The organism is Sphingomonas sp. (genome assembly GCF_023266535.1).
Classification (GTDB): Bacteria; Pseudomonadota; Alphaproteobacteria; order Sphingomonadales; family Sphingomonadaceae; genus Sphingomicrobium.
Genome location: NZ_JAHFPY010000072.1, coordinates 1 through 13,971, shown reverse-complemented (window position 1 = coordinate 13,971; position 13,971 = coordinate 1). Strand labels below are relative to the sequence as shown.

Sequence of the window (13,971 nt, the reverse complement as noted above, 5' to 3'; positions counted from 1 at the left end):
CGGCAGGGGATCGAGCTCGAAGGCTATTACCAGCCGTCCCAAGCCCTGCGCCTGACCGCCAACTACGCCTGGCTCGATGCCAGCGAACCCGAGGTCGGCGGCGGGCAGCTCAAGGAAACGCGCCGGCCCAAGCATAGCGGCAGCATCGCGCTCGACGGCGCCAGCGGCCGGCTGAACTATGGCGCGGCGATCGCCTATACCGGCGCGCGGCAGGATACCAACTTCGACTTGTTTCCCGCTCAACTCGTTCGCCTCGACGCCTATTGGCTGGCCAGTGCGCGCATCGCCTACCGCCTGACCGACCAGATCGAAGTGCACCTGCGCGTCGCCAATGCCTTCGACGACCTTTATCAAGACACTTTCGGCTATCGGACCGAGGGAAGGAGCATCCATGCCGGTCTTCGCGTCGCTTTTGGTCGGTAGGGCTAGGTCCAGGTGCTGGTGAGGCCGTGGTGGTGACGAAAGGGCGCATTGCGAGTGAGCGATTGCCGCCAGATAGCGGGGCCTATCTGGCAAATGAGCGAGCGTGGCAGGGCGCCATTGCGTCCCACCCGCAGGGCATGCCTCTGCGGGCGCATCTCGTCGTCAAAGCGCTTACCCGGGGGGCATTTGCCCCGCTTTTCGCGCTTTTCCTAGCGCTGCATCCCGCAGCGGCCATGCCACGACCCTCGCCAGTACATGGACCTAGCCCACGCGCGGCGGCCGTCAGGGTCGCCTCGCTCAACATGTGCACCGACGAGTATCTCCTGCTGCTGGCCAGGCCGCAGGAGATTGCCAGCGTCAGCCGGCTGTCGCGCGACCCCGCGGATTCGTCGCTTTGGCGCCAGGCGCAGCGCTATCCGGGCAACCGCGGCGATCTCGAAAGCACCTTAAAAGCAAGGCCCAACTTATTGATCACAATGGGCGGAGGCGGAAAGTCGACCGCCATGATCGCGAGCCGGATGGGCCTCAGAACGCTCGACCTGCCCTTCCCTGCCACCATCGCCGATGTCGCCAATGGCATGACATTGGTGGCGCGCGCCTTGGGCGATGAACGCCGGGCCCTGCCGTGGAAGGCGCGGCTTTCCCGGCTACAGCGGTCGGGCCCACCCGCCCGCGACGCGATCTTCCTTGGCGCCGGGGGCAATAGCGTCGGAGCCCGGTCGGTCGAGGCGGAATGGATGCGGCTGGCCGGCCTCGAACAACGTGCACTACCCGGGGGCCGCGCCACGCTCGAGCAGCTGGCGATGGACCCGCCCTCCGTCCTGCTACGCTCCACCTATCGCCGCTCCGAACGGTCGCTGGGCCAGGTCTGGCTCGAGCATCCGCTGGCCAGTCCCAAAGCATCGAAGGTCATGACCATCGACGGCCGTCCCTGGACCTGTGCCGGGCCGCTGATGCTGGGCGAGGTCGAGCGCCTGCGGAGCGCCTTGTGAGGTTCTGGCTGCTCTTCGGGCTGCTGGTTGCTGCCGCGGCGCACCTATTCCTGCCGCTGGGCACACTGGCCGAAGCCCGGGCGATCAACCCCGACCTAGCCGACCTGATCCTGGTCCAGCTTCGCCTTCCTCGCACCCTGCTGGTGCTGGGCTATGGCGCGGTGTTGGGGATCAGCGGTGCCGCCCTCCAGGCCATGTTCGCCAATCCCCTCGCCTCGCCGGACATCAGCGGGGCGTCGAGCGGGGCGGCGCTGGGTGCAGTGGTCGGCGGCTATTGGCTGGGCCTCACCCAGCCGCTGCTGTTGGCCGTCTGCGGGGCCGTCGGCGCGCTCGGCATGCTGGCGCTGCTGGTCGCGCTGGCCGGGCGCCGTGCCGACACGACCACCCTCCTCCTGGCTGGCCTCGCCATTTCGCTGGCGGCAGGCGCCGCAACCAGTCTCGCGCTGGCGCTGGCTCCTTCACCCTTCGCCTTCTACGACGCCTATGACTGGCTGATGGGCAATTTCGCTGACCGCAGCCTTGCCCAGGCCGCGGCCGCACTCATTCCCGCCGCGATCGCCTCTGCCCTCCTGCTTCGCCATGCCCATGCGCTCGACCTGACCGCGCTGGGCGAAGACGTTGCGGCGTCAATGGGCCTGAAGCCCCGTCGTCTCGCCATGGAGGTGATCGCCTTATCCGCCATCGCGGTCGGCGCCTGCGTCTCGGTGGCCGGCGCAATCGGCTTCGTCGGGCTGGTCGCGCCGGTGTTCGGCCGTTCGCTCAGTCGCGGCCATCCCGGCTCGGCGATGGTGCCCGCTGCGTTGATCGGAGCGATCCTGCTCGCCGCCGCCGACCTGGTGGTGCGCGCCGTGCCGCTCGACCGCCCGATCCCGGTCGGGGTCGTCACCGCCTTGTTCGGCACGCCGCTGTTCGTCTGGCTGGTCGTCACCATGCGGCGGAGGGTGACGGCATGACGTCACTTGTCGCCCGCGGCGTCGCCATAGCCGGTCGCCTTCAGCCCACCGACCTCGACGTCTCGGCCGGCGAGTTGGTCGCGCTGGTCGGACCTAATGGCGGCGGCAAGACCAGCCTGCTGCGCGCCTTCGCCCGTATCGAAGGCGCTTCGGGCCTGGTCGCCATCAACGGTGAGGACGTCGACCTCGCGCCTCCCGCCCGCCGCCGCCAGTTGCTCTCTTTTCTCCCCGCGTCGCGCGACGTGACCTGGCCGATTGCCGCCCGCGACGTGATCGCCCTCGGCCTCGACCGGCCCGACGAGCCCCGCATCGCCGAACTCATTGCGCTATTGGAACTTGAAAATCTCGCTGACCGGCCGGTCAACCGCCTGTCGACCGGCGAACGCGCACGCGTCCTGCTCGCCCGGGCGCTTGTAGGAAACCCCAAGATTCTGCTGTTGGATGAGCCCCTCTCCAACCTCGATCCTTACTGGGTCCTTCGCATTATCGCGATCTTGGAATCCATCGCACGTTCCGGTGCAACCATCATGGTCGCGCTGCACGATCTCGCTCAGCTCGGTCATTTCGCCCGCGCCCTGCTGATCGCCGGCGGCCAGGTCCAGATGGACGAAGCGCCCGCCAGCCTGATGGCCAGCGAGCGCTTCGGTGAGACATTCCGGATCCAGGCCGCCAACGGCGACTGGGCGATCAGGAGTTAGGCAGGAGGGTCGGCAATCATCGCCGTAAATTCGCACTCGGTGGCGATTTCACCATCGAGCGTTGCGCGGCCGGCGAATTTGCAGACCCTCGAACGCTTCTGGAGGAATTCGACTTCGAGCCGGAGCAAGCACCCAGGCTCAACCGGCTTGCGGAACTTCACATTGTCGATCGACATGAAGTAGACCAGCTTGCCGGATCCGGCGAGGCCGAGGCTTTCCACCGCCAGCACGCCAGCGGCCTGGGCCAGGGCCTCGACCTGGAGCACACCAGGCATGATCGGCCTTCCGGGGAAATGCCCCTGGAAAAACTCCTCGTTCATCGACACCGCCTTGATGGCCACGATCCCCTTTTCTGGATCGAGGCTTTCAATGCGATCAACCAGCAGCATCGGGTAACGATGCGGCAGCGCCGCCATCACCCGCGTCACGTCGAGCGGGCCAATGGCGGTGCCAGAGGCGGTCTCGTTCACCGGCCTTGCGGGCTGGTCTGCGCCGGCTGGGCGGGAGCGATGGTCACCACGCTCGGCAGGGCAACGTTGAGCGAGGCCAACACGTCGTTGGTGATGTCGACGGTCGGGGCAAAGCGGATCGCCGCACCGCCGTCGAGCAGGATGTTGGCGCCGCGCTTCTGCATGGCCGGCTGCAGCAGCGGTGCCAGCTTGGCGTTGATCTGCTGGCTGATATAGGCCTGGTTCCGCTGGATCTGGTTCTGCTGCTTTTCCAGTTCCTGGGCAGCGGCCACTTCCTTCTGCTGGAACGCCTGGAGGCGCGTGGTCAGCGCGGCGTCGGGCTGCTTGCCATTCAGCGCATTGACCGCGGTCTGCAGCGTAGTGCGCTCCGGCTGCAGCTGCGTGTTGAGCTGCTGGCGACGCGTGTTGAACGCATTCACCTGCGATTGCAGCGTGGTGGCGGCGGCTTTGCAGGCGTTGCAGTCACGGCCGATCCTGTCGAGGTCGACGACGGCGACCTGCGCGTTCGGGACTTGCTGGGCAAGCACCGGAGTGGCGAAAGCGGAAGCCGCAATCAGGGCGGCGGAAAGACGAATCATCATTAGAATTGTGTTCCTACGTTGAATGAGAAGAACTTGGTTTCGTCGCCATCCTGCTTGAGCAGGGCTTTGGCGATATCAATACGCAGCGGACCGAAGGGTGATACCCAGTTGACGCCCACGCCGACCGACAGGCGTGGCTTGGGCGAATTGCCGAGGAAGGATTCCTTGAAGCCCGAGTTGGGCACATAAGCGAAGTTTGAACCAAAGTCGGAGCATTGATCCCTCAAAGGATTGCCCGCTACCAACCTCTCAATTTGCGGCGTCGTATCGGGGTCCGAGTTGTCCGGTTCCTGGCAGATGCCTGGCTCATTGGCCAGGTCTGGCTTCGTCAACTTCCAGACGGAACCAATATCGACGAAGGCAGAAGGTCGAAGGCCGAGATTCTTCAGCGCGGAGGTGGACGGGAATTCGATTTCCACCCGGCCCATATAATAGGCGCGGCCACCGAGCGCGTCACTGACCAGGTTCTTGTTGCCGACCTCCAGATCGGTTGGGTTGATATAGCGCCGGCGCTCGATGCGCGGGCCGATGCCGCGAATGTCGAAGCCGCGCAACTGCGGGCCGAAGTAGCGATCGCTGATCCGGATCGGATCCTGTCCTGTATCTTTCGCTTTCTGCAGCGGATGGACGTAGCCGGCCTCACCGTGGATCGAGAGAACGAAGCCCTTTGGCAGCGGGAAATATTTGGTCGCGTCCACACGGGTGCGCAGATATTTGACGTCACCGCCCAGCCCGGCAAAATCCTGACCCAGGATGAGGCGCTCGCCGCGCGTCGCACGAATGCCATTGGTGTTGTCGAACGCGATGCTGTAGCCGACCGAGGAGGTTATGCGCTTGCCAAGCTCCTGGCACAGATAGCGGCCCGCCAGTCTCGGGCTGCATTCCACCGGCGTATTGGGATCGTTGTCGAGATCCTCGAAGAAGGTGTTTTTGTCGAGCGTGATGTCATCCTGCGACAGTGAATAGCGGCCGCCAAAGCTCACATACTCGGTAACCGGGAACCCCAACCGAATGTTACCGCCGATACGATTCTGGCCGTAGGTCTGGTTGCGCTGGTTGCCGATGAAGTTGAAGCTGTTGTAATCCTGATAGAACAGCTCACCGCCGAGCAGGATGCTCTTGTCGAACAGGAAAGGTTCTGTGAAGCCGACCGAAACCGACTTCGAATAGCGCGAATAGCTGACGCCGGCCTGCAACGTCTGGCCCTTGCCCATGAAGTTCCGCTGCGCGACCGATGCCGAAAGGATGAACCGCTCCAGGCTGGAATAGCCCGCCGAAAGCTGCAGTTCGCCGGTCGATTTTTCCTCGACGTCGACATTCAGCACGACCCGGTCATTCGATGTACCCTGGGTCTGCTTGATCTCCAGATTTTCCTGGAAGAAGCCGAGACTCTGGATGCGGTCCTGGCTGCGCTTCACCTTGTAGGCGTTAAACGCGTCGCCCTCGTTGATCCGGAACTCGCGCCGGATAACCTTGTCGCGGGTGACCGTGTTGCCCTGGATGTTGATCCGCTCGACATAGACGCGCGGGGTTTCGCCGACCTTGAAGGTGAGGTTCATCAGCTTCTTTTCGGCGTCGCGGTCGAAATTGGGCGACACGTCCGCGAAGGCATAGCCGCGCGCGCCGGCCACTTCGTTGAGGGCGGTGACGGTGTCCTCGACCAGCTTGGCGTTGAACCAGCTGCCCGGCTTGATCCTGACCAGCGCCTTGACGTTGTCGGCGCTGAAGTCGCGAAGTTCACTCTCCGCGTCGACCGTACCGAATTTATAGCGCGGACCTTCCTCGATCACATAGGTGATGATGAAGTCCTTGCGGTCCGGGGTCAGCTCGGCAAGCGCCGAGACGGTGCGGAAGTCGGCGTAACCCTGGGTCAGGTAGAAAGCGCGCAGCTTCTGCTGGTCCGCCGCCAACCGGTCCGGGTCATAGCTGTCGTTCGATTTGAACCAGCCAAGCAGGCCGCCGGCCTCCTTGGTGAACATCTCCTTGCGCAGCCGGCCGTCGGAATATTCCTCATTGCCGATGATGTTGATCGCACGGATCTTGGACTTGTCGCCCTCGCTGATCTCGAAGATCAGGTCGACGCGATTCTGGTCGAGCTGGATGATCTTGGGCTCGACACTGGCCGCGAACCGGCCCTGCCGGCGATAGAGCTCGATGATTCGGTCAACGTCGGAGCGGACCTTCGACCGCGTAAAGATCTGCCGCGGAGACAGTTTGATCTCCGGCTGGATCTTGTCGCTCTTGATGCGCTTGTTGCCCTCAAGAACGATGCGGTTGATGACCGGATTTTCGCGAACCGTGATGACCAGGGTGCCGGTATCGGCGCCAGTGATGACGACGTCGGCGAACAATTCGGTCGCGTAGAGGTCCTTCAGCGCCTGGTCGAGCGTTTCGGCCGTATAGTCCTGACCCGGGAACAGGTTCGAATAGCTGCGAACCGTCTCCGGCTCGAGGCGTTCGGACCCGACCACGCGGATCGACCGGATTGTGCCCGAAGTTGCCACCACCGGTGCCGGCGCCGGTTGAGCTGCCACGGGAGCCGGCTCGGCGGTCGCCGGAGCTTCCTGGGCCATGATGGGAGCGGACCAGCCGCCAAGGATGGTGCCAACCAAAAGGAACCCGGCCATCCGCTTGGTATATTGAATGGTGCTGGAACTCACGCTTCCCCGCCTAATTTGCTGAGCGGCCCGCTGCCCGCGGTGCCACAGATGATTGCCACGCCCTGCCCCAACCGCTCTATCCAATCAAGCGCCCAAGTCGCTCGAACAGGCCGAAAGACGCCAAGTCGTTGAAAGTGATCACAAGCATCCATGCCATCAGGAGCGCGAAGCCGCCCCGAAACGCCCATTCCTGCGCCTGCTCACTGACCGGCTTTCGCCTGATTGCCTCCGCCGCATAGAAAACCAGATGTCCGCCATCCAGGACAGGGACTGGCAAGAGATTGATGAACCCCAGATTTATAGAGAGGAACGCGATCAAATAGATGAATTCGAACGGACCGAGGCTGGCTTGCTGCCCCGCGACTTGAGCAACCTTCAGCGGCCCGCCCAGCTCCTTGACGGAGCGTTCGCCGGTCAGGATCTGCCCGATTACCACCATCGTCGACCGTGTAATTGCAAACGTATATCGAGTTGCCTCGGGAATGGCCTGCGACGCCGGGAGCGGCTCGGCCTCTGCTTCAATACCCAGCAGTCCAATCTTGGCCTTTTGACCGAATTCATCGGCGCGTTCGCTAACTCCGATTGTGATGATCGCCTGATGTGACCGCCCGTCGCGAACATACGCCAGTGGCACTCGCTGGTTGGGGCGGATCATGACCACCAGCCGAAGCTCATTCATCGAACCTACGGAATTGCCGGCGACGGAGGTGATCACATCGCCGACCCTCAGTTCGCTCTTCGATGCCGCTCCGTCGGGCAGAATCTTGCTGATCTTGGTCGAAGCGCTGGGAACGCCGACCAGGAGGAAAAAGGCCGCGAAAATGGCAATTGCCATCAGGAAGTTGGCGGCCGGCCCGGCCAGCACGATCAGCAAGCGCTGCCACCAGGGCTTGAGGTGGAATGATCTGGCCCGCAGTTCGGCCGGCACATCGTCGGCCTCGCCAGGCTGGCTCACCGGATTGATGTCGCCGACGAATTGCACATAGCCGCCCAGCGGCAGCCAGCCGACCTTCCAGCGGGTTCCCCGCTTGTCGGTCCAGCCGACAACCTCGCGGCCGAAGCCGATCGAGAATTTTTCGGCGCCGACGCCAAATAGCCGCCCGACCCAGTAATGGCCGAGTTCGTGGAACACGACGAGCGGGCCCAGCGCGCAAAGGAACGCGATGATAATGAACCACAGGGGCGGCTGGGCGAGCATCAGGCGGCCATCTCACGCATCAGGTTGGTGGCCCTTGCTCTTGCCTCGCGATCGATGTCGATGACGTCGGCGATGGAGCGAGGCCGCCCCGCGACGGTCTGAGCAATAGTCTCCAGGACGATGCCAACGATGTCGAGGAAGCCGATCCTGCGCTGCAGGAAAGCGGAGACCGCTTCCTCATTGGCGGCGTTGAGGGCGATCGGAGCGGAACCGCCGGTTTCGAGCGCGGAACGAGCCGTTTTCAACGCCGGGAATCGTTCGAAATCAGGCGCCTCGAACGTCAGGCTGGCGATTGCCGCGAGGTCGAGCCGCTGGGCCGGCGTGTCCATCCGTTCAGGCCAGGCCAGCGTATGGGCGATCGGGATGCGCATGTCGGGACTGCCGAGCTGGGCAAGCACCGATCCGTCGACAAATTCGACCATCGAATGAATCACCGACTGCGGATGGACCAGAATGTCGATCCGCTCGCTCGGCAGACCGAACAGATGATGCGCCTCGATCAGCTCCAGCCCCTTGTTCATCATCGTCGCCGAATCGACGCTGATCTTGGCGCCCATCGACCAGTTGGGGTGAGCGACCGCCTGCTCCGGCGTCATCGCCGCCATCTCGTCGCGGCTCTTGGTGCGGAACGGCCCGCCGCTGGCCGTCAGGACCAGCTTCGCCACGTCCGACGAGCGATTGCCGGCCAGGCACTGGAAGATCGCGTTATGCTCGCTGTCGACCGGCAATATTTCGGCGCCGGACCGGGCCGCGGCCTCGGTCATCAGTGCCCCCGCGGTCACCAGGCTTTCCTTGTTGGCGAGGGCAACGGTGCGGCCCGCCCGGATCGCCGCCATGACCGGCTCGAGCCCGGCGCAGCCGACGATTGCGGCCATGACCCAGTCGGCGCCGCCCGCTGCGGCCTCCGACATCGCCTCTTTGCCGGTGGCGGCACGACAATCGCTGCCTGCCAGGCGTTCCCTGAGTTCCGGCAGCAGCGCCTCATCGTCGATGACCGCGAGCCGGGCGTTGGTGCGCCGCGCCGCATCCGCCAGGCTCGCGACATTGCGCGCGGCGGTCAGGGCAACGACTTCGAACCGGTCCGGATGCCGCTCGATCAGGTCAAGCGTGGACGTGCCGACCGAGCCGGTCGCGCCGAGGATCGAGACCGAACGGCGCGTCATAGCCAGCCCACCAGCATGAAGCCGGCGGTCAGCATCGCCACCGGAACCAGTCCGTCGAGCCGGTCGAGCAAGCCGCCATGGCCGGGGAGCCAGGTGCCGCTGTCCTTGACCCCGGCGCGCCGCTTCAGCCCGCTTTCAAACAGGTCGCCCAGTTGCGATGCGATGGCGAAGAGGGGCGCGAACCAAAGCAGGATCGTCGGCAGCTTCACGACATTGACCCAGACACCGGCCAGGACCGCAGCGCTGGCAACGCCGCCCACCAGCCCGGCAATGGTCTTGTTGGGGCTGATCGACGGCGCCAGCTTGGGACCGCCGATCGCGCGGCCGCTGAAGTAAGCGCCGATGTCGGTCGACCAGACCACCAGGAATACCCAGATCAGCAGGTCGGGACCCCTGCCGACACCGGCATATTCGGCTTGCTCGCGAATCCACAGCAGCGAGACCGCGGGCAGCAGGCAATAGAAGAAGCCGTAGACCTTCCATTCTGCGCCCCAGTTCGACAGCATCCGGGTCCATTCGACGTACATGACGGTCGCGACCAGCGCGACCATCACGGCGAAGGCCGTTCCGCCGAAGAAGGTGGTCACAAGGGCAATCAGGATCAGGATGATCCCGACTGCGGTGCGGGTGGCCAGCTCCTTCATCGGCCGCCGTACCTCCGCTGGCGGCCCGAATACTCTTCGAGAGCTGCTTTGAGTGCTTCCTCGTCGAAATCGGGCCAGAGCGTGTCGGTGAAGATCAATTCGGCATAGGCCGCCTGCCACAGCAGGAAGTTGGACAGCCGCTTTTCACCTGAGGTGCGGATCATCAGGTCGAGCTCGGGCAGGTCCGCCGTCATCAGCTCAGACCCGAATTTGTTCTCATCAATCTCTGACGGGTCCAGCTCGCCGGCTTTGACCCTGGCTGCAAGCTTGCGCGCGGCGCCGGCGATTTCGCTTCTTGCGCCATAGCCGAGCGCCACCACCAGGGTCAGCCGGTCATTGGCCGCGGTCCGCTTGACGGCGCGCTCCAGCCGCTCGACCAGTTGCGGCCCGAAGGCATGATGGTCGCCGATCAGCAGCAGGCGAACGCCCTGCCGATCCAGCTCGTCCAGTTCGCGCTCAAGGTAATAGCCAAGTAATCCCTTGAGGTCGCTGACCTCTTCTTCCGATCGCCGCCAATTCTCGGACGAAAAGGCATAGAGCGTAAGGACCTCTATCCCGATCTTGGCAGCAGCCTTCAACGTCGTGCGAACCGCCTCCGCGCCCGCGCGGTGGCCGGCGACGCGAGGCAGGCCACGCTTGGCAGCCCAGCGTCCGTTGCCATCCATGATGATGGCAACGTGGCGAGGCACGCCCGCGGCCTCCTGGCCGTGAACCGATGCCCCCTCCGTTGGGGCCACGTGGGAGTTCACTTGCCGAGGATTTCCTGTTCCTTGGAATGCGCCGCGGCATCGATCTCCTTGATCGTGTCGTCGGTCATCTTCTGCACTTCCGTCCCGAGCCGCTTATGCTCGTCCTCGCTGATTTCGTGCTTCTTCTCGTCATTCTTGAGGTCGTCCATGCCGTCGCGGCGGACGTTGCGCACCGCGACGCGCGCCTTTTCGGCATATTGGCTGGCGAGCTTGGCCAGTTCCTTGCGGCGCTCCTCGGTCAAATCTGGAATTGGCAAACGGATCAACTGCCCGTCGACGATCGGGTTGATGCCGATGCCGGCATTGCGGATCGCCTTTTCAACGTGCCCGATATTGCCCCGGTCCCATACCTGCACCGTCAGCAGGCGTGGTTCGGGCACCGAGACGGTCGCGACCTGGTTGATCGGCATGTTGGCGCCATAGACTTCAACCTGGATCGGATCGAGCAAGGCGGTCGATGCCCGGCCGGTCCGCAGGCCCGCCAGGTCGTGCTTCAGCACTTCCAGCGCGCCGTGCATTCGGCGGTTGATGTCATTCTTGTCGTAGGCGGGCATCCTCTACTCCTCGTTCTGGACGATCGTAGCGGTTCCCCGCCCTGCCAGCACCTCGGCGAGGTTGCCCGGCTGGCGGATGTTGAACACGACGATCGGAATATTATTGTCGCGGCACAGCGCCACGGCGCTGGCGTCCATCACCTTTAGGTTGTCGGCAAGCACGCGATTGAAGCTCAAGCTGTCGTAGCGGCTGGCGGTCTTCACCTTCTTGGGATCGGCATCGTAGACGCCGTCGACACTGGTGCCTTTGAACAGCGCGTTGCAGCCCATTTCGGCGGCCCGGAGCGCGGCGGCGGTATCGGTGGTGAAGTAAGGATTGCCGGTACCGGCGGCGAAAATGACGATCCGCCCCTTCTCCATGTGGCGCATGGCGCGGCGGCGGATGTAAGGCTCGCAAACGCTCGACATCGGAATGGCCGACTGGACGCGGGTGTCGACCCCGATCTTTTCCAGCGCATTCTGAACCGCCAGCGCGTTCATCACCGTCGCCAGCATGCCCATATAGTCGCCGGTCGCCCGGTCGAAGCCCTGGGCCGCCCCGGCAATCCCACGGAAGATGTTGCCGCCGCCGACGACCAGGCAGAGCTGGTGCCCGGCTTCCTTGGCCGCGGCCACTTCGCCGGCCATGCTGGCCACCGTTTCCGGGTCGATCCCGAACTGGCCGGGGCCCATCAACGCCTCGCCCGACAGCTTCAACAGGATGCGGTGGAAGCGCGGTCGGGTCATAGGCGGGCAAATCCTCTTTCATTGGCCCCAGACAAGCGAAGGGGCGGATGCGCTCTTACGGCGCACCCGCCCCTCTGCCAACCGCAATTGAATGCGGCAAGCCAGTGCTTAAGCGACCGGCTCGTCCTTCTTGACGCCGGCGGCCGCGGCCACCTCGGCGGCGAAGTCGCTCTCTGCCTTCTCGATGCCCTCACCGAGTTGGAAGCGCTCGAACGCCTTCAGGGCGATCGGTGAACCGGCATCCTTGCCGGCCTGCGCAACGACCTCGGCGACCGGGGTCTTGTTGTCGATCACGAACAGCTGGCTCAGCAGGGCATTTTCCTTGCGGAACTTGGCCATCGAGCCTTCGACCATCTTCTCGACGATATTGTCGGGCTTGCCGCTTTCCTTCGCCTTTTCGATGGCGATGGCGCGCTCGCGCTCGATCAGCGCCGGATCGAGATCCTCGGCATTGAGCGCCAGCGGGTTGGCGGCGGCGATGTGCATCGCGATCTGCTTGCCGAGCGCGGTCAGCGTGTCGGCCGACGCAGCGCCTTCCAGCGCGACCAGCACGCCGATCTTGCCCATGCCCGGGGCCGCGGCATTGTGGACATAGCTGACCACCGCGCCCTGGCTCACTTCGAGCACCGCGGTGCGGCGCAGCGACTGGTTCTCGCCGATGGTGGCGATATTCTCGGTCAGCTTCTCCTCGACGGTGCCGCCGGTCGGATAGGCCGCGCCCTTCAGCGCCTCGACGTCGCCGCCGGTGCCGAGCGCCAGCGTCGACACGTTGCGGACGAAGTCCTGGAACTGCTCGTTCTTGGCGACGAAGTCGGTTTCCGAGTTGACCTCGACGACCGCGCCCCTGGTGCCCTCGACGGCCACGCCGACCAGGCCTTCGGCGGCGGTGCGGCCGGCCTTTTTGGCGGCGGCGGCGAGGCCCTTGGCGCGCAGCCAGTCGACCGACGCTTCCATGTCGCCAGCATTCTCGGCCAGCGCCTTCTTGCAGTCCATCATGCCGGCGCCGGTGCGCTCGCGCAGTTCCTTCACCGAAGCAGCGGTGATCTCAGCCATGGGTGTTTCCTCATCTCTCCCCTCCCTCACAGGGAGGGGCCGGGGGTGGGTATCAAGTATGAGAAGGTGGGTATTGGGTACCCACCCCTCAATCCCCTCCCTCACGGGGAGGGGAGGGTTTTACGCCTCGAGCGCGGCTTCCGCCGGCGGCTCGGCCATTTCGCCGATATCCTCGCCGCGCGCCGCGGCGCCGCCGGTCTTGCCGGCGTTGGCGGCATTGGCGATCGCCTCGCAGTAGAGGCGAATGGCGCGGCTGGCGTCGTCGTTGCCCGGAACCGGGAAGGCGATGCCCTGCGGGTTCGAGTTGGAATCGAGGATCGCGATGACCGGAATGCCAAGGACGTTGGCTTCCTTGATCGCCAGCTCTTCCTTGTTGGTGTCGATCACGAACATCACGTCCGGAAGGCCGCCCATGTCGCGGATGCCGCCCAGCGAATTCTCGAGCTTGTCGCGCTCACGGGTCAGCTGCAGCACTTCCTTCTTGGTGAGGCCGGCGGTGTCGCCCGACAGCTGCTCCTCAAGGCTCTTGAAGCGCTTGATCGAGTTGGAAATGGTCTTCCAGTTGGTCAGCATGCCGCCGAGCCAGCGGTGGTTGACGAAGTGCTGGCCGCTGACGCGGGCCGCCTCGGCCACCGCGTCCTGTGCCTGGCGCTTGGTGCCGACGAACAGCACCTTGCCGCCGCGGGCGACTGTCTGCTGGACGAAATCGAGCGCGCGGGCGAACAGCGGAACGCTCTGCGACAGGTCGATGATGTGAACGCCGTTGCGGTCGCCGAAGATGTACGGCTTCATCCGCGGGTTCCAGCGGTGGGTCTGGTGGCCGAAATGGGCGCCAGCTTCGAGCAATTGCTGCATCGTGACGACGTTGGTCGCCATAGGGATATCTCCTCCGGTTATGCCTCGGTGGAACCGTGTCACCAGCCGTTCGGCTGGCACCGGTATGGTGGTTCCACCTGTGGGATGCGGGCGCCCCTAAACGATGAAGGCAGCAATATCAAGCGCTTCCGTGAAATGCAGCTTACCGGAACGAAGGTAGAACAAACTCTCTTGACGTTATGAGAACATTATAGGAACATTGACGACAGCACAGTGAGGAATGTCCGATGT

15 protein-coding genes are annotated in these 13,971 nt (G+C 64.2%); 4 read left to right on the top strand and 11 right to left on the bottom strand.

The window, feature by feature from the left end:
- The 4 genes from Q0C64_RS11070 to Q0C64_RS11055 all read left to right on the top strand — a co-directional run.
- Positions 1-423: TonB-dependent receptor (locus Q0C64_RS11070; protein ID WP_294123763.1), on the top strand; the 423-nt coding region annotated here is incomplete at its 5' end.
- 233 nt (positions 424-656) lie between these two features.
- Positions 657-1,415, top strand: a complete 759-nt coding sequence (locus Q0C64_RS11065; RefSeq protein ID WP_294123761.1) for a hypothetical protein — start codon at positions 657-659, stop codon at positions 1,413-1,415.
- Positions 1,412-2,368 (top strand): iron ABC transporter permease, encoded by a 957-nt coding sequence (locus Q0C64_RS11060; protein WP_294123760.1) that lies wholly within the window; start codon positions 1,412-1,414, stop codon positions 2,366-2,368. Before Q0C64_RS11065 ends, Q0C64_RS11060 begins: the two co-directional genes overlap by 4 nt.
- Complete coding sequence (locus tag Q0C64_RS11055; RefSeq protein ID WP_294123758.1) at positions 2,365-3,066, top strand: ABC transporter ATP-binding protein; 702 nt, start codon at positions 2,365-2,367, stop codon at positions 3,064-3,066. The genes Q0C64_RS11060 and Q0C64_RS11055 overlap by 4 nt, the downstream gene beginning before the upstream one ends.
- Here the strand turns inward: Q0C64_RS11055 and fabZ are convergent.
- The 11 genes from fabZ to rpsB form a co-directional block, all read right to left on the bottom strand.
- The gene (gene fabZ / locus Q0C64_RS11050) at positions 3,063-3,536 is read right to left on the bottom strand and encodes a 3-hydroxyacyl-ACP dehydratase FabZ (RefSeq protein ID WP_294123756.1); all 474 of its coding nucleotides are present in this window, start codon (positions 3,534-3,536) and stop codon (positions 3,063-3,065) included. The two genes, Q0C64_RS11055 and fabZ, sit on opposite strands and share 4 nt — an antisense overlap.
- Positions 3,533-4,117: an OmpH family outer membrane protein gene (locus Q0C64_RS11045; protein ID WP_294123753.1), complete on the bottom strand. Its 585-nt coding sequence runs from the start codon at positions 4,115-4,117 to the stop codon at positions 3,533-3,535. The genes fabZ and Q0C64_RS11045 overlap by 4 nt, the downstream gene beginning before the upstream one ends.
- The gene (gene bamA, locus Q0C64_RS11040) at positions 4,117-6,744 is read right to left on the bottom strand and encodes an outer membrane protein assembly factor BamA (protein WP_294123764.1); all 2,628 of its coding nucleotides are present in this window, start codon (positions 6,742-6,744) and stop codon (positions 4,117-4,119) included. Before bamA ends, Q0C64_RS11045 begins: the two co-directional genes overlap by 1 nt.
- Before the next feature lie 109 nt (positions 6,745-6,853).
- A complete protein-coding gene (rseP, locus tag Q0C64_RS11035) occupies positions 6,854-7,975 on the bottom strand; it encodes an RIP metalloprotease RseP (protein WP_294123752.1) in 1,122 nt (373 codons plus the stop codon).
- On the bottom strand, positions 7,975-9,138 hold the full coding sequence (locus tag Q0C64_RS11030) for a 1-deoxy-D-xylulose-5-phosphate reductoisomerase (RefSeq protein ID WP_294123751.1): 1,164 nt from the start codon (positions 9,136-9,138) through the stop codon (positions 7,975-7,977). Before Q0C64_RS11030 ends, rseP begins: the two co-directional genes overlap by 1 nt.
- Positions 9,135-9,782: a phosphatidate cytidylyltransferase gene (locus Q0C64_RS11025; RefSeq protein WP_294123750.1), complete on the bottom strand. Its 648-nt coding sequence runs from the start codon at positions 9,780-9,782 to the stop codon at positions 9,135-9,137. The genes Q0C64_RS11030 and Q0C64_RS11025 overlap by 4 nt, the downstream gene beginning before the upstream one ends.
- Positions 9,779-10,519 carry an isoprenyl transferase gene (locus Q0C64_RS11020; RefSeq protein WP_294123749.1) on the bottom strand — a complete coding sequence of 247 codons (741 nt, stop codon included), beginning with the start codon at positions 10,517-10,519 and terminating at the stop codon, positions 9,779-9,781. Before Q0C64_RS11020 ends, Q0C64_RS11025 begins: the two co-directional genes overlap by 4 nt.
- 8 nt (positions 10,520-10,527) lie before the next feature.
- Positions 10,528-11,085, bottom strand: coding sequence for a ribosome recycling factor (gene frr / locus Q0C64_RS11015; protein WP_294123747.1), 558 nt, complete (start codon positions 11,083-11,085; stop codon positions 10,528-10,530).
- Between the two features lie 3 nt (positions 11,086-11,088).
- The gene (pyrH, locus tag Q0C64_RS11010; RefSeq protein WP_294123745.1) at positions 11,089-11,811 is read right to left on the bottom strand and encodes a UMP kinase; all 723 of its coding nucleotides are present in this window, start codon (positions 11,809-11,811) and stop codon (positions 11,089-11,091) included.
- A 108-nt stretch (positions 11,812-11,919) separates the two neighbouring features.
- A complete protein-coding gene (gene tsf / locus Q0C64_RS11005; protein WP_294123743.1) occupies positions 11,920-12,864 on the bottom strand; it encodes a translation elongation factor Ts in 945 nt (314 codons plus the stop codon).
- A 120-nt stretch (positions 12,865-12,984) separates the two neighbouring features.
- On the bottom strand, positions 12,985-13,740 hold the full coding sequence (gene rpsB / locus Q0C64_RS11000; RefSeq protein ID WP_294123741.1) for a 30S ribosomal protein S2: 756 nt from the start codon (positions 13,738-13,740) through the stop codon (positions 12,985-12,987).
- Between the last annotated feature and the right edge of the window lie 231 nt (positions 13,741-13,971).

Excerpts from the sequence above, each read along its gene's own strand:
- Q0C64_RS11065 (WP_294123761.1), top strand. The coding sequence starts at position 657 with ATGCCACGACCCTCGCCAGTACATGGACCTAGCCCACGCGCGGCGGCC.
- Q0C64_RS11055 (WP_294123758.1), top strand. The coding sequence starts at position 2,365 with ATGACGTCACTTGTCGCCCGCGGCGTCGCCATAGCCGGTCGCCTTCAG.
- Q0C64_RS11045 (WP_294123753.1), bottom strand. The coding sequence starts at position 4,117 with ATGATGATTCGTCTTTCCGCCGCCCTGATTGCGGCTTCCGCTTTCGCC.
- bamA (WP_294123764.1), bottom strand. The coding sequence starts at position 6,744 with ATGGCCGGGTTCCTTTTGGTTGGCACCATCCTTGGCGGCTGGTCCGCT.
- rseP (WP_294123752.1), bottom strand. The coding sequence starts at position 7,975 with ATGCTCGCCCAGCCGCCCCTGTGGTTCATTATCATCGCGTTCCTTTGC.
- Q0C64_RS11030 (WP_294123751.1), bottom strand. The coding sequence starts at position 9,138 with ATGACGCGCCGTTCGGTCTCGATCCTCGGCGCGACCGGCTCGGTCGGC.
- Q0C64_RS11025 (WP_294123750.1), bottom strand. The coding sequence starts at position 9,782 with ATGAAGGAGCTGGCCACCCGCACCGCAGTCGGGATCATCCTGATCCTG.
- frr (WP_294123747.1), bottom strand. The coding sequence starts at position 11,085 with ATGCCCGCCTACGACAAGAATGACATCAACCGCCGAATGCACGGCGCG.
- pyrH (WP_294123745.1), bottom strand. The coding sequence starts at position 11,811 with ATGACCCGACCGCGCTTCCACCGCATCCTGTTGAAGCTGTCGGGCGAG.
- tsf (WP_294123743.1), bottom strand. The coding sequence starts at position 12,864 with ATGGCTGAGATCACCGCTGCTTCGGTGAAGGAACTGCGCGAGCGCACC.
- rpsB (WP_294123741.1), bottom strand. The coding sequence starts at position 13,740 with ATGGCGACCAACGTCGTCACGATGCAGCAATTGCTCGAAGCTGGCGCC.